12 protein-coding genes are annotated in these 14176 nt (G+C 73.5%); 4 read left to right on the forward strand and 8 right to left on the reverse strand.

Features of this window, described 5'->3' with window-relative positions; translation table 11 throughout:
- Nucleotides 1-364: 364 nt before the first annotated feature.
- Nucleotides 365-922 carry an OsmC family protein gene (locus Voc01_RS29505; protein WP_203930862.1) on the reverse strand — a complete coding sequence of 186 codons (558 nt, stop codon included), beginning with the start codon at nucleotides 920-922 and terminating at the stop codon, nucleotides 365-367.
- A gap of 129 nt (nucleotides 923-1051) precedes the next feature.
- Between Voc01_RS29505 and Voc01_RS29510 the strand changes: the two genes are divergently transcribed.
- Nucleotides 1052-2437 (forward strand): pyridoxal phosphate-dependent decarboxylase family protein, encoded by a 1386-nt coding sequence (locus Voc01_RS29510; RefSeq protein ID WP_203930863.1) that lies wholly within the window; start codon nucleotides 1052-1054, stop codon nucleotides 2435-2437.
- Here the strand turns inward: Voc01_RS29510 and Voc01_RS29515 are convergent.
- Nucleotides 2403-3302 (reverse strand): aldo/keto reductase, encoded by a 900-nt coding sequence (locus Voc01_RS29515; RefSeq protein WP_373873886.1) that lies wholly within the window; start codon nucleotides 3300-3302, stop codon nucleotides 2403-2405. The two genes, Voc01_RS29510 and Voc01_RS29515, sit on opposite strands and share 35 nt — an antisense overlap.
- Before the next feature lie 9 nt (nucleotides 3303-3311).
- The gene (locus tag Voc01_RS29520) at nucleotides 3312-4271 is read right to left on the reverse strand and encodes an NAD(P)H-binding protein (protein ID WP_203930864.1); all 960 of its coding nucleotides are present in this window, start codon (nucleotides 4269-4271) and stop codon (nucleotides 3312-3314) included.
- 191 nt (nucleotides 4272-4462) lie between these two features.
- Between Voc01_RS29520 and Voc01_RS29525 the strand changes: the two genes are divergently transcribed.
- Nucleotides 4463-6502: a HelD family protein gene (locus Voc01_RS29525; RefSeq protein ID WP_203930865.1), complete on the forward strand. Its 2040-nt coding sequence runs from the start codon at nucleotides 4463-4465 to the stop codon at nucleotides 6500-6502.
- Nucleotides 6503-6536: 34 nt separating this feature from the next.
- Here Voc01_RS29525 and Voc01_RS29530 read toward each other — a convergent pair whose 3' ends face one another.
- The gene (locus Voc01_RS29530) at nucleotides 6537-6899 is read right to left on the reverse strand and encodes an HPF/RaiA family ribosome-associated protein (RefSeq protein WP_203930866.1); all 363 of its coding nucleotides are present in this window, start codon (nucleotides 6897-6899) and stop codon (nucleotides 6537-6539) included.
- A gap of 162 nt (nucleotides 6900-7061) precedes the next feature.
- Here Voc01_RS29530 and Voc01_RS29535 point away from each other — a divergent pair, with 162 nt between their 5' ends.
- Entirely contained in the window at nucleotides 7062-9167 is a 2106-nt protein-coding gene (locus tag Voc01_RS29535) for an AAA family ATPase (protein WP_203930867.1), read from the forward strand.
- On the opposite strand, the gene Voc01_RS29540 is transcribed toward Voc01_RS29535, so the two are convergent.
- Nucleotides 9133-9939 carry a methyltransferase domain-containing protein gene (locus Voc01_RS29540; protein ID WP_203930868.1) on the reverse strand — a complete coding sequence of 269 codons (807 nt, stop codon included), beginning with the start codon at nucleotides 9937-9939 and terminating at the stop codon, nucleotides 9133-9135. The genes Voc01_RS29535 and Voc01_RS29540 overlap by 35 nt on opposite strands.
- Nucleotides 9940-10023: 84 nt before the next feature.
- Complete coding sequence (locus Voc01_RS29545; protein WP_239160568.1) at nucleotides 10024-10605, reverse strand: class I SAM-dependent methyltransferase; 582 nt, start codon at nucleotides 10603-10605, stop codon at nucleotides 10024-10026.
- A gap of 19 nt (nucleotides 10606-10624) precedes the next feature.
- On the opposite strand from Voc01_RS29545, the gene Voc01_RS29550 reads away from it, so the two are divergent.
- Entirely contained in the window at nucleotides 10625-11296 is a 672-nt protein-coding gene (locus Voc01_RS29550; protein WP_203930963.1) for a hypothetical protein, read from the forward strand.
- Here Voc01_RS29550 and Voc01_RS29555 read toward each other — a convergent pair.
- Entirely contained in the window at nucleotides 11277-13772 is a 2496-nt protein-coding gene (locus tag Voc01_RS29555) for a DUF4132 domain-containing protein (protein ID WP_203930870.1), read from the reverse strand. The genes Voc01_RS29550 and Voc01_RS29555 overlap by 20 nt on opposite strands.
- Nucleotides 13772-14164, reverse strand: coding sequence for a hypothetical protein (locus Voc01_RS29560; protein ID WP_239160569.1), 393 nt, complete (start codon nucleotides 14162-14164; stop codon nucleotides 13772-13774). Before Voc01_RS29560 ends, Voc01_RS29555 begins: the two co-directional genes overlap by 1 nt.
- Nucleotides 14165-14176: the final 12 nt, after the last annotated feature.

A 14176-nucleotide genomic window follows, 5' to 3' on the forward strand; every position in this document is an offset into this window, starting at 1 on the left:
CGACGATCAGGGCGACCGCACAGACCTGGTGGGCGGATTTGCGATGACGGACAGTGGCGGGCCGGGCTGATATGTCACCCTTGCCCAACCCACGACTGCGCGCGAACCTGCGACCCGTGACACTACTGGTGCTTTGTCAGGTTCGCGAGACCGCCGTGTGGCGCAACGCATCCAGCGACACAGGTGGGCGCCGTCCACGGCCCTCACGACGCCCCCCTTCCGCCGATCTTGCAGTTGTGGCCTCCCTCAAAACACGACATTTACGCAAATAGGGGCGGCCACAACTGCAAGATCGACGCGGGTCAGGGACGCGGCCACGCCGGAGCGCGCGGGTCAGGGACGAGGGCACGCCGTAGGGCGCGGGTCAGGCGATGTCGATGGTGACCGGCACGGGGTTGGTGACGATGTCGAACACCGCCGAGTGGGTGCGCGCGTGCTCCACGATCTCGGCGAGCACTTCCTCGGACGCGTCGCCGTCGACGACGATGTGGATGCCGATCCCCTCGAAGCCGTTGCGGACCGCCGGGTCCAGGCCCATGAGCCCGTTCAGGTCGAGGTCGCCGACCACCGTCGAGCGGATGTCGGTCAGGCGCACACCGCGCTGGGCCGCCGCCAGCACGATCCCGGCCGTGAGGCACGAGGTCAACGCGTGCAGCACGTACTCCACCGGGGTCGGGCCGCGGTCGCGGCCGACCAGCACCGGCGGGTGGTCGGCGTCCAGGGTGAAGGCGCGGTCGCGGGGGCGGTTCTGGCCGACGCCGTAGAAGTCACGCACGCTGCTGCGGCTGTGGGTCCCGTCGATCCAGGCGGTCTCGGCCCGGAACCGGAACCGGCCGGTCTCCGGTGCCCCGCGCACCACGTCGACCGTGACGTCGAGCACGGTGGTGTCGATGCCGTTCCTGAAAGAGGTCAGCGTGTCCATACCGGGGACTCTGCCCGCACCGGCCGCCCGGGACATGGAGACCGTGTGGAGACCGTCTGCAGACAATCTGTCGGATAGCGGCGGCGCCGTCACACGCCGGCTCACACGCCCGGCGTCCACCCTGGGAGCATGCGCGAAACCGACTGGCAGACACCCCTGGGCGAGGCGTACCGGCTGGCACTGGCCCACCTGACCGGCCTGCCCGACCGTCCCGTCGGCAGCGGGAAGGCCCGACCGGCGCTCGGCGGCCCGACCCCCGAGACGCCGACGCCCGCGGAGGAGGTGGTCCGTGACCTGGTCGCGGCGGCCACGCCGGGACTGGTCGCCACCGGCAGCGGACGCTTCTTCGGGTTCGTCATCGGCGGCGCCACCCCGGCCGCGCTCGCCGCCGACTGGCTCGCCACCGCCTGGGACCAGAACGCCGGCCTCCACGCGACCAGCCCGGCCGCCGCGACGGTCGAGGAGGTCGCCGGACGGTGGCTGGTCGACCTGCTCGGGCTGCCGCCGCACGCCTCGTTCGGCTTCGTCACCGGCGCCCAGCTCGCGAACCTCACCGCGCTCGCCGCGGCCCGCCACGAGGTGCTGCGCCGCGTCGGCTGGGACGTCGAGACGCACGGCCTCGTCGGCGCGCCGCCGATCCGGGTGTTCGCGGGGGCCGGCCGGCACGACACCATCGACCGGGCCCTGCGGTTCCTGGGCCTCGGCACCGGCTCGATCGTGGCGGTGGAGGCCGACGGTCAGGGTCGCATGCGGGTGGACGCGCTGCGCACGGCCCTGGCGACGCACAGCGGGCCGGCGATCGTGTGCGCGCAGGCGGGCAACGTGAACTCCGGGTCGGTCGACCCGCTGGGCCCGATCGTGGACCTCGCGCACGCGGCCGGCGCCTGGGTGCACGTCGACGGCGCGTTCGGGCTGTGGGGCATGGCCAGCCCGGCGACGCGTCCGCTGCTGGCCGGCGTCGAGCGCGCCGACTCGTGGGCCACCGACGCCCACAAGTGGCTCAACGTCCCCTACGACTCCGGGCTGGTCTTCTGTGCCCACCCGGCCGCGCACCGGGCCGCGATGAGCGTGCGGGCCGCGTACCTGATCCACTCCGCGAGCGGCGACCGTGACCCGCTCGACCACAACCCCGAGTTCTCCCGGCGTGCCCGCGGCTTCGCCGTCTACGCGGCGCTGCGCGCGCTCGGCCGCAGCGGGGTCGCCGACCTGGTCGACCGCTGCTGCGCGCTGGCCCGGAGGTTCGCCGACCGGCTGTCGGCCGCCGACGGGGTCACGGTGCTCAACGAGGTGGTGCTGAACCAGGTCCTCGTCGGGTTCGACGGACCGGACGACCGCACCCACGCCATCCTCGACGCGGTCCGGAAGGAGGGCACCTGCTTCGTGAGCGGCACCACCTGGCGGGGCCGCGCCGCGATGCGGATCTCGGTGTCGAACTGGCTCACCGACGAGGACGACGTCGACGCGAGCGTGCGCGTCATCCTCAAGATCGCTGGTGAACGAGGTCGAGCCTCGTGAGGTCGTTCGCGCTCAGCTGGACGCCGCCGACCGCCATGTTGTCGGCCAGGTGCGCGGGATCGCCGGTGCCCGGGATGACCAGCACGTGCGGCCACCGCTGCAGCACCCAGGCCAGCCTCACCTGCGCGGCCGTGAGCCCGTTCTTCCCCGCGACCGCGATCACCTCGGCATCGTCCGCGGAGTCCGCGGGAGTGCCCGCCTCCCGCCCCGCACCGGCGATCGAGAAGAACGGCACGTACGCGATCCCCTTCTCGCCGCAGGCGCGCACGAACGCGTCCTGGCCGGGCCGGTGGCCGAGCCCGTAGGCGTTCTGCACGCTCGCCACCGGAGCGATCGCCTCGGCCTCGGCGACCTGCGCCGGCCCGACCGCCGACAGCCCGAGGTGCCGGATCAGCCCGGCCTCCCGCAGCGCGGCCAGCGCACCGACGTGCTCACCGACGGGTCCCGGCCCGGACACGCGCAGGTACACCAGGTCGAGGTGGTCACGCCCGAGCTGGCGCAGGTTCTCCTCGACCTCGCCGCGCAGCTGCTCCGGGGTCGCCGGTTCCAGCCACCCGCCGTCGGCGGACCGTCGCGGCCCGACCTTCGTGGCGATCACCAGGTCGTCGGGGTACGGGGCCAGCGCCCGGTTGACCAGCTCGTTGGCCGACCGGGTGCGCGAGAAGTAGAACGCGGCCGTGTCGATGTGGTTCACCCCCAGGTCGACCGCGCGGCGCAGCACCTCCACGGCCTGCCCGCGGTCGCGGGGCACGGCGTCGGGCGCGAACGCCGTGCCGGTCTGCGGTAGCCGCATCGTGCCGAACCCGACGCGGTTCACCGTCAGATCGCCCAGCCGGGCCGTGCTGATCGTTCCACCCAAGGTCACCGGACCACGCTAACGCGCGTCACGTGGTCTCTGCCGCCGCGAGCCTGGCCGCGTCCGCGCGGCCTGGAACGCGCGGCGCTCGGCCGTGGGACGTTTTCCGGGTGACCAGCGTTCGGCGCGGCCCGGCAGCCGCGACTCCAGAAACTCGGCGACCGAGGTGGCGGGCCGCCCGGTGACCCGCTCGACCACGTCGGTGACCAGGCTGGTGTAGCCGTGCCGGACCGCTTTGCCGATGGTGGCGAACTCGCGCGCCTCCGGCTCGCCCATGCCCGCGGCCACGAGGTCGGCGACGGTGGCCTCGTCGCTGATCGGCTGGTACCGCACCGGCACGCCGCTGAACGCGCTGATGAGCGCGGCGATGTCGAACTGCGTATGCGCCTGCGGCCCGGTGACCTCGAGGACCTCGCCGCGGTGGCCGCCACGGGCCAGCACCTCGGCGGCCACGGCCGCACAGTCCTCGCGGGTGACGTACGCCGTGGCGCCGTCGCCGTTGTTGTCGAGCAGCGTGCCGGTGGCGAGCATGGTCTCGATGCCCATGAGCACCAGCTGCGTGTAGGGGCTGTTGCGCAGCACCGTGTACGGAACACCGCTCGCGGCGAGCGCACCCTCGGTGGCCCGGTGGTCGGCCGCCACCGACGCCGGGTTGTCGTCGTCGGCGGCCCGGGCGATCGACGTGTACAGCACGTGCCCCACCCCGGCCGCGGCCGCCGCCCGCACCGCCACGTCGTGCTGGCGGACGCGCCGGCCGAGCACGTTGGTGGAGATGAGGAGCAGCCGGTCGACCCCGTCGAGCGCCCGCGGCAGCGTGTGCGGCCGGTCGAAGTCCACCTCGCGGGTGGCCACCCCGATGCCGGCAAGCGCCTGCGGCGTGCGGCTGAGCGCCACCACCCCGGCGGCGTCGACGCGCTCCAGCAGCATCCGGGTCACCAGCCGCCCGAGACGCCCGGACGCACCGGTCAGCGCGATCATCGCACCTCCCACACCGGACCTGCCGCGTCAGGAGAAGACGATAACGGTCAGCCGGAAGCCACGCGAGCGGCGTGAAAGACATCGGCGGGCAGGGCCGTCGGCGATCACGGCGGGCGCTAATTCGGTTGAGGTGGGTGGTGGGTCTGCGTAGCGTCGCCTGCTCACTTCGCGTCCATTGAGAGGGCTCTGCCATGCCCGCGCACGCTACGACGGTCGGTTCCGCGGAGATCTCACGGGAGGCCGGGTACCTCGACAGGGCCCGCGAGGCGCTGCGGCGCATGCGGGCCGACGTCGTCGGCACCGAGACGCCCGAGCACGTGTCCTCCGACTCCGACGAGGTCTGGTTCAACACCATGTACCGGCTGGCCCGCGCCCGGCGGCGGGAGGAGCTCACCGACCTGCCCGAGGTGCCGCTGTTCTTCGGGCGTTTGGACTACGAACCCGGCACCGTGGCCGAGAGCGACGACCGCATCTACATCGGGCGGCGGCATGTGCGCGACGAGGCCGGCACGCCGCTCGTGGTCGACTGGCGGGCGCCCGTGTCGACGCCGTTCTACCGTGCCACCACACAAGATCCGCACCGCGTGCGGCTGCGCCGCCGCTACGGCTTCTCCGACCTCGGCCAGCTCACCGCGTACGAGGACGAGCCCCTCGACCATCCAGCCGCGGAGAGCGCGTTGGTCGCCGCGGAGATCGAGCGGCCACGGTCCGGGCCGATGCGCGACATCGTGGCCACGATCCAGCCCGAGCAGGACACGCTCGTCCGGGCGCCGTTGCGGCCCAGCCTGTGCGTGCAGGGCGCACCCGGCACCGGCAAGACCGCGGTCGGCCTGCACCGGCTCGCGTACCTGCTCTACACCGAGCCGGAACGGCTCACCGGCGGGGTCACCGTGGTCGGGCCGAACCGGTCGTTCCTGTCCTATATCCGCCACGTGCTGCCGGCGCTCGGTGAGGTGTCGGTGCGGCAGAGGACCGTCGAGGAGATCTTCGAGCGGACCGTCACCGGCGCCGACCCGGCCGGGGCCGCGCGGATCAAGGGTGACGCGCGGATGGCCGACCTCTTGCGCCGCGCCCTCTGGCTGCACGTGCGCGAGCCCGCCGACGATCTGGTCTACCTGCAGGGGTCCACGCGGTACCGTGTCGACCGCGGGCGCGTCGCGCGGATCGTGGCCGACATCCGTGACTCGGGCACCCGCTACGCGCCCGGGCGGGAGGCGGTCGCGCAGCGCCTGGCCCACCTGGTCCTGGTCCAGATGGAACGACGCGGCGCGACCCCCGACGACCGCGACCATGCGGCGGTGGCCCGGTCGCGGCCCGTGAAGCAGGTGCTGGAGACCGTCTGGCCCAGGCTCACACCGGAACAGGTGCTGTTCCGGCTACTGTCCGACCGTGAGTTCCTGGCCGTCGCGGGTGAGGATCTTCTTCTGGACCGGGAGCAGGCGGAACTGCTCTGGGCGAAGCCGTACCGGTCGGCGAGGTCGGCGAAGTGGTCGGCCGCCGACGTCGTTCTGCTGGACGAGCTCGCGGGCTTGACCGACCGCACCGCGTCGCTCAGCCACCTCGTGGTCGACGAGGCGCAGGACCTCTCCCCGATGCAGTGCCGCGCCCTGGGACGCCTGTGCGCCGCCGGATCGATGACGGTGCTCGGCGACATCGCGCAGGGCACCAGCCCGTGGGCGGCCGACGACTGGGCGACCGTGCTCGGCCACCTCGGTCAGCCCGACACGGAACTGCACGTGCTCGACCGCGGGTTCCGCGTACCCGAGGAGATCATCGGGTACGCGGCCCGGCTGCTGCCCCACATCGCGCCCGGGCACCCCGCACCCACGTCGGTGCGCCGGTCGGCGGGAGCGTTGCGGGTCACCGCCACCGACGACCTCGCGGCCACCGTCGCGCGCGAGTGCAGGCGCCACCTCGACGGCGACGGCTCGGTCGGGCTGATCGCCGCCGACGACGACATCGTCGCGTTGTGCGCGGCGCTCGACGCCACCCTCCTCGGCCGCGACGAGAACGCGATGGAGACCGACCGCCTGGTGTGTGTGCCGGCGAGCCTGGCCAAGGGCCTGGAGTTCGACGTCGTGGTGCTGGCCGAGCCGGCGCGCATCGTGGCCGCCGAACCCCGTGGCCTGAACCGGTTGTACGTCGCGCTGACCCGGGCCGTGAGCGTGCTCCACGTCATCCACGCCGAACCCCTCCCGGCCGCCCTGGCCGGCGACGACCGGTCGGGGTGATCGGGAGGGGTGATCGATCGGGCGCGGTCGGGCGCTAGATCGGCTCGTCGACGACCTCGAGGTGACGGATCGACTCCGCGCCCTTGTGGTCCTTCGTCTTCGCGTACCGGTTCTCGACCAGCGTCTTCAGCTTGTGCACGGCGCCGGTGCACGCCTCGCCGACGGTCTCGGCGTGGTTGGTCACCGCGAGCGGCGCCTTCCCGGCCGGCCGCGTCTCCATCACACAGCGCATGTCGGACGGGCCGGGCCCGCCGGCCTTCTCGTCGCTGACGTGGACCTCCACGCGGTCGATCTGGCCACTGAACCGCGACAACGACGACTCGAGCTGCTCCTCGAGATGCTGGACCAGCCCATCGCTGACGGTCACGTACTTGTCGGTGTGGACCTGGATCTGCACGCGTGGACTCCTCTGTCTCGTCCGGTTCGCACCGGTTACGGTCGCGTGCGTTGCCGGATACCCACCCGGCGGAGCGGCCATGCATCACTGACGGTCACAGCGTTCAAAAGTGACAAACGCACGACAGTCCCCGCCCGGCCCTGGGGTGGGACAGTGGACGGCGTGACGACGCACCTCGGCGACCTGCTGGACACCGCGCGGCGGCAACGCCTCGTGGGGCGCCGCCGCGAGCTGGCCAGCTTCGACGACGCCGTCGCCGGACGCTCCAGCCGACGGGTGCTGTTCGTTCACGGCCAGGGCGGCATCGGCAAGACCACCCTGCTGCAGGAGTTCCGCGCCCGCGCCCGGGCGGCCGGGCGGCGCGTCGTGCAGATCGACGGCCGCGACGTCGACCCGTCGCCGCGGGGGCTGGAGGCGGCCGTCCGCCAGGCCCTCGACGGCGGCGACGAACCGGTCGAGCGGCTGCTCGCCGGCGCGGTCCTGCTCGTCGACGGCTACGAACAGCTCGCCGCGATCGACGGATGGGTGCGCGACGGGCTGATCCCGCGGCTGCGCGCCGACAGCGTCGCGGTGCTCGCCGGCCGCGAACCACCGGCCGCGCCGTGGCGGGCCGACCCGGGCTGGCGGCAGGTGGTGGCCGTGCACCGCCTCGACCCGTTCGACCCGGCCGAGAGCGAGGAGCTGCTGGTCCTCGCCGGGGTCGCGGCACCGCTGCGCCAGCGGCTCCTCCCGCTCGGCCGGGGGCACCCGCTGACCATGGCCCTGCTCGCCGACCTCGCCGTCTCCGGTGAGGTACCCGACACCCTCGCCGACGCGCCCGACCTGATCACCGCGCTCCTGGAGTCGTTCCTGGACGACGTTCCCGGCGACGCGCACCTGACCGGGCTGGTGACCTGCGCGATCGCCTGGCTGACCACCGAGGACCTCCTCGCCCGGCTGGTCGGCTCCGACGCCCCCGAGGTGTGGACCTGGCTGACCCGGCGGCCGTTCATCACCGCCGGCCCGCGCGGCCTGCTGCTCCATCACCTGGCCCGCGACGTGCTCGACGCGGAGTTCCAGCGGCGCGCGCCCGAGCGGTACCGCGCCACCCGCTGGACCATCTACGCCCACGCGGTCGACGGGCTGCGCGCCGGCAGCGACCTCGACCGGAGGCTGCACGCCCAGCAGCTGATGTGCCTGATGCGCACGAGCCCGCTCGCGCACGCGATCTCCACCCTGCGCGCGCAGGGCTCGGCGACGGTCGCCCCCGGCCACCCCGTCGACCACGACGAGGTGTGCGCGATCCTCGAACGGTTCGAGGGGCCCGTCAGCGCGGAGCTGGCCCGCGCCTGGCTCCGCGAGCAGCCCGACCAGCTCAGCGTCGTGCGGGCCGGCGACGGCATCGCGGGTCTCGCGATCAACCTGCTGTGCCCCAGCGGCTGCGCGCTCGACGACCGCGACCCGGCCGTGCGGGCCGCGCTCGACCACGTCGCCCGCCACGCGCCGCTGCGGCCCGGCGAACGGGTGTTCATCGCCCGGTACCTGGCCGCCGCCGGCGAGTACCAGCGCGGCCTGTACGCGCTGCTGGTCGCCTGCGTCTCCAGCATCATCGAGTGGCTGACCCGTCCGCTCGCGTGGGCGTTCATCGTGGTCGTCGAGGTCGACCACTGGGCTCCGTTCTTCGACTACATGGCCTTCGCCCCGGTGGCCGAGGTCGACGTCGGCGGCCTGCGGCACGTCGTCTACGGCATCGACTGGCGGCGCATCCCGGTCGAGGTCTGGTTCGACCTGATGCACGAGCGCGGCCGGTCCGGCGCGACCGGACCGCCACCGGCCGCCCTGCTGCGTCCGCCGCCCCTGGACCGCACCCGGTTCGCCGCGGCCGTCAAGGCGGCCCTGCCCGCCCTGCACCGCCCCGACCGGCTCGCCGCCAACCCGCTGATGGGCACGGCGCTGGCCGCCACCCCGGCCGGGCCCACCATCGCCCGGCTCCGGGCCACCATCGAGGCGGCCGTCACCAGCCTCGGTGACCAGCCCCGCGGTGATCAGCTGCGCGCCGTGCTGCACCGCACGTACCTGCGACCCGCACCGACCCAGGAGGCCGCGGCGGAGGTTCTCGACCTTCCGCTGAGCACCTACCGCCGGCACCTGGCCAAGGCCGTCGACCACCTCACCGACCTTCTCTGGACCGTCGAGACCGGAACCGAGAGCGGCACCGCGACCGGCGCCGCCGGGCGCACCGCGACCGGCCTGCTCACGGGACCCGGGCCCACGCGCCGACCAGGGTAGGCGTCTTCAGGATCGCGTCGTTGTCCACGCAGTCCCGCGCGATGCGGTCCTCCAGGGTGTCGATGTCGACCTCGGCCGGCGTCGCCACGCCGGTCTTCTCGATCGCGGGCAGCAGCGTCCGGACGATTCCCGCCGCCATCCGGGGACCGTCGGGGTCGCCGATCTCGCGGTACCCCTGCACCCCGAGCGTCGTCACGTCCGCGAACCCCGCCGTCCGCATGACCTGTGCCAGGCGGGCGCCGAGATGGGCGTCGAGGCCGGAGCGGCGGAACGACTCGGTGATCCAGTGCGTGACCCGCGCGCTGAGCTCGGTCGGTGGCACCGTGCCCGCCGCGCCCATCTCGTACTCCATCACCGCGACGGTCCCGCCGGGGCGCACCCGGTCGGCGAACCGGCGCAGGACCGCGTGCGGGTCCGGCAGGTAGAGCAGGACCAGCCGGCCGACGACCGCGTCGACCGTACCGGTGACCGGCACCGTGTGCAGGTCGTCGTGGACGAACGACACGTTCGTCAGGCCGCGCTGCTCCGCCCGGTGCGCGGCGAGGGCCAACGGCCGGTCGGACTGGTCGATGCCGACGACCGAGCCGGTGGGGCCGACCAGCTCGGCGACCTGCAGCGCCACGTCACCCGCGCCGGTGCCCAGGTCGAGTACCCGCATCCCCGGCTCGATGCCCGCCAGCCGCAGAATGGTTCCGGTGGCGGGTGCGAGCAGCCGCGCCTGGTGTTCCAGCCGGGCCAGTTCGGCCGGGTCGTGTCCGAGAAGATATGTCATGTCCGCGCTCCCGAATTCGGTGGTGCGCCGAGGATGGGGTGCGGCTCTGTTCACTGTCCACGTCAGTTCGTGGTCAATGCCCGCTCATTTCCGCGGGCGGACGGCGGTGACCAGGACCGTGTGCCTGCGGACCCGGAAGCTGCCCTCCGCGGCGATCCGCGCGCCGACCAGCGCGGTGACGGCCGCGACCTGTTCGGCGGTCAGCGGCTCGTCCGTCAGGCTGGCCAGGTAGGCGAGCACCGGCCCGGTGTCGGGGATCCGGAGGTCGCCCGGGTACCGCTCGGCGGTGACACCGGTGAAGTGGCGCGCCACGTACGCCGGCGCGGTCGCGGCCGTCACGTCGTTGCGGGTGCCCGACCGGCCGAGGTCCGGCCGCCCGACGGCGGGGCCGACCGCGTCGAGTTCGTGCAGGTGGTCGGACCCGTTGACGGCCACCGCCAGCCGCCCGCCGGGCCGCAGCACCCGGGCGAGCTCGCGTAGCACCGCGTCGGGATCGTCGACGTGGTAGAGCATGTGGTTGGCGACGACGGTGCCGAAGCCGCCGTCGGCGAACGGCAGCCGGCCGGCGTCGGCCCGCACCACCAGCGCGCCGGAGACCGCGCGCAGCCGCCGGCACATGGCCGGCGAGAAGTCCACGGCGTGCGTCGAAGGTGTCTCACGCTCCACAGGTTCTAGACTGCCCGCGGTGACCGCGTTCGACCGCCTCTTCGTCCGTGGACGCGACGCCGTGCTCTCGGGTGCCCACGTCCGCGACGTGCCGCCGGTGGACGGTGGCCGCTGGGGCATGTCGGTCGTCCTGGTCCCCGACCGGAGCACGCGGACGGCGCTCGCCGCCGCGACGGCCGACGCGCTCGCGGTGGCCGGCGACGACCACTGGCCCACGGGCACGCCCCACGCGGTGCACGTCACCGTGCGCGCCATCGAGCCGTACCGCACGACGCCGCCCGGCGACCTCGCGGACCGCTGTGCGCGGGCGCTCGCCCGGGCGGCCGCCGCCTCCGGTCCCGTCGGTCTCACGTTCCGCGGGCTGACCCTGACCCCGTCGGGCGTCATGGCGTGCGCGTTCCCGGCCGACGGCGCCGCCGACCACTTCGCCGACCGGCTCGCCCACGAGCTCGGCCCGGACGGCTGGTTCGAGGCCGCGTTCCGGCGCGACATCCGCTACGCCACGCTGGTGCACTTCACCGGCGACATCCGTGACCCGCACGCCCTCGTGCGGTTCGTGGCCGAACGCCGCCGCCGGCCCTTCGGCCGCGCCACGATCGGCGCGGCCGAGCTGCTGCGGTTCCGGTACGACGGCCGGCAGCCGGTCCGCCACCGGCTCGCCGCCGCGGACCTCACATCCGGAGCTGGCTGACGATCGAGCGGTCGGTGATCTGGTCGTCCTTCGCCAGCAGCAGGGCCTTGCTGAGGATCAGCGCCAGCACGCGGTCGCCCTCGAACGGGAGGAACACCGGCCCGGTCTTCTCCTCCTGCGCCTGCTTCGGCACGATGCACAGGTACTGGTCGTTCGGGCTCATCAGGATGTTCCCCGACCCGAGGTGGATCCGGTAGGTGCGCAGGTTCCCGCGCACCTCCAGGAACCGGCCGACGACCTGGGCCCGGTCGGCGATCGCGAGCCGGGGCACCAGCCGGGCGAGGAGGTCGCGGCGGGTCTCGGCGGTGCCGCTCAGCTCACCGAAGCTGTACTCGGCCCAGTAGTCGCGGAACCGGCCCCGCGGGCCACCGTCCTGCCAGGTCGGGTCGTTGCCGACGCTGGCGACGCCGACGAACAGGTCGACGTCGCGCATCACCTCGCTGAGCACCAGCGGCGGCACGTCGGCGAGCGGAACCGGGTCGTCGAGCGCGTTCTCGACGTACCGGTACTGCTCGTAGCCGCCGCCACCGGCGTGCGCCGTGTTCTCCGGCGCCCCGTGCCGGTAGAAGCGCACCTGGTCGGTGGCGAGCCGCAGGTAGGCGCCCGCCTCGGTGGTGTCCTCGCCGTACTCCTCGCCGACGCCCTCGACCCAGAACTCGGCCCGCAGCCCCCACCCGGGCAGGGTCCGCGTCGCCGGCGGGTACGTGTCGTCGACCATCAGCCGCAGCCGGTTGCTCCAGCCGCGCACGGCGGCCAGCGCGTGGAACTGGTGCTGCCGCAGGATGTGCGCGGCGAACCGGTTGGAGTACGTGCGGGTGCGCTCCTCGGCCGCGGTGAGGAGGTACACCTCGCGGTGGGCCTGCTTGAACGGCTGCGTGATCCCGTGCCGTTCCAGGAACTCCCGCCACGCCACGACCTCCTCGACCGGCCGGCCGATCGGGTGCCACAGCTCCACGGACCCGCCGTCGTCGACCGCCGAGCCGTCGAGCGTGCGCAGCGCACCGTCGACGAACGCGACCGGTGTGCCGTCGACCACCCAGATCAGCCGCCGCGCCAGCGTGCCGACCAGCGCGTGGTCGAGGTACCGCTCGCGCCAGGCCGCGAACGGCCACACCCGCTGCGCGAGGAACTGCCGGTCGAGCCGTTCGGCCTGCGCCGACAGCATCTGGTCGAGGTCCTTGACGGTCGCCTTGAGCTCTTTGAGGTCCTCGGCGTGGTCGGTGCGCACGGCCGCCGGGGGCGCTTTGACCGTGCGTCCCGTTGAATTGGACCACGTGAGCGTGGCCCTGCCTCCCTGAACCGAAACCACCGCCGTGGCCGCACGGTCGTCACCGGACCCGAACTCCACGACGCGCCGCCCCACCTCCGCGAACCCGTACGTGGGAACGGCCAGCTCCTCCACCTCGTCGCGGGACAGGTTCAGCGACCGCGCCATCGCCTCCAGCGCCGCGTCGAGCTCCTTGACCGTGCCCTTGTAGGTGACCTTCGTGATGAGCCGGGCGAGCTGCGCCAGCGCCGCGCCGGTGCCGAGGCCCGCCAGCGCCAGCACGGCCGCGTTCGCCGTCTTGGGACTGCGCGGACCGAGCCCGGCGACCTTGCGCAGCGACGTCTCCACGAGCCCGCCGAGCACCCGGGCCGTGTCGGGGTGCTCGGGCAGGTGGACCGTAAGCCAGACCAGCCCCCGCAACGCGACGGAGTTGAACAGGTCGTAGGACTCGTTGACCTCGTGCTCGTACTCGCCCCGTTCGAGGGGCCAGGTGCGCGGCCGCCCGACCAGCGACAGCCAGCGCCGCACCGTGTCGCCGGCCTGCTCGTCGGGGATGTCGGCCAGCAGCGCGACGGCCTTCTTGTTCCACGTCTCCGAGGGGCGCGCGGCCGTGGCGGTGGCCGCGTGCGCGACCAGCTTCGCCCACGCCCCACCCAGCGCCGGCAGGTCGGCGATCACCGCGTCGGCCCACGCCTCGCCGCGGTTGAGGACCGGCTCGGTGAGCGTCTTCGCATACTTCTTCAGGTCCTCGCCCTGCCACCGGGCCCCGTACGCCGTTCTCCGGATCACCGCGACCGCCTCCGGCGACAGCCGGCGTCCGTCGCCCACCACCGCTTCCGCGTAGGTGCGCAGCTGCGTCGCCGGCCAGTACGTGTGGTGCTTCGCCGCGTCCTGCAGCATGGTCTCGGCCACGTCGGGCGGCAGCCCCGCGCCGAACGTGCGGCCGACGACGGTGACCAGCGTGTGCACCGACGCCCGGTGCCCCGGCGCGGTGATGCCCGACGCCCGCTCGATGAGCGCCGCCACCAGCTCGTGCTTCCCGCTCTCGTCGAGGGCGTCGAGGGCGTCGGTGACGCGCCGGCCGTCGTGACCCCAGTGGCCGTCGTTGATGTCGGCGACATGGATCAGCTCGTCGGCCAGTGCGGGGACGTCGCGCGCCTTCGCCTTGGCGCGGACGGCCGCCACCTCGTCGGGGTACAGGAACGCCATCACCCACCGACCAGCGGAACGAGCTTGAGGAACGTCACGCGCGTCTCCATCGTGAGCCGCAGGTCGGCGTCGAGGTCCTCCACCTGACGGTCGTCGACCAGCACCACGAAACCGTTGCGCTCGAACGCCGCCATCGCCGTGGCGGCCTGCTTCTCGGGGTCGACCCGCCGCTTCGAGCGCAGCTTGTACCCGTTCAGCGTGGCCTCGGCGTCGCTGGGCTGCACCAGGCCGCGGAAGTACTCCGGCGCCCGGGCGTTGTGCTCGGCGACCTCCTGGAACACCCGACGGCGGATCAGCTCCCGCAGCGTCAGGGTCTCCTCGAAGATCTCCAGATGCCAGGTGTCGCCCCGGACTCCGGCCGTGGTCTCGTCGATGACGGTGACTGTGAACACGGCGGGAGTCTA

Origin of the sequence: Virgisporangium ochraceum (assembly GCF_016863655.1) — a bacterium.
Lineage (GTDB): Bacteria > Actinomycetota > Actinomycetes > Mycobacteriales > Micromonosporaceae > Virgisporangium > Virgisporangium ochraceum.

Coding starts and splice junctions, on each gene's coding strand:
- Voc01_RS29505 (WP_203930862.1), bottom strand. CDS start 922: ATGGACACGCTGACCTCTTTCAGGAACGGCATCGACACCACCGTGCTC.
- Voc01_RS29510 (WP_203930863.1), top strand. CDS start 1,052: ATGCGCGAAACCGACTGGCAGACACCCCTGGGCGAGGCGTACCGGCTG.
- Voc01_RS29520 (WP_203930864.1), bottom strand. CDS start 4,271: ATGATCGCGCTGACCGGTGCGTCCGGGCGTCTCGGGCGGCTGGTGACC.
- Voc01_RS29525 (WP_203930865.1), top strand. CDS start 4,463: ATGCCCGCGCACGCTACGACGGTCGGTTCCGCGGAGATCTCACGGGAG.
- Voc01_RS29540 (WP_203930868.1), bottom strand. CDS start 9,939: ATGACATATCTTCTCGGACACGACCCGGCCGAACTGGCCCGGCTGGAA.
- Voc01_RS29555 (WP_203930870.1), bottom strand. CDS start 13,772: ATGGCGTTCCTGTACCCCGACGAGGTGGCGGCCGTCCGCGCCAAGGCG.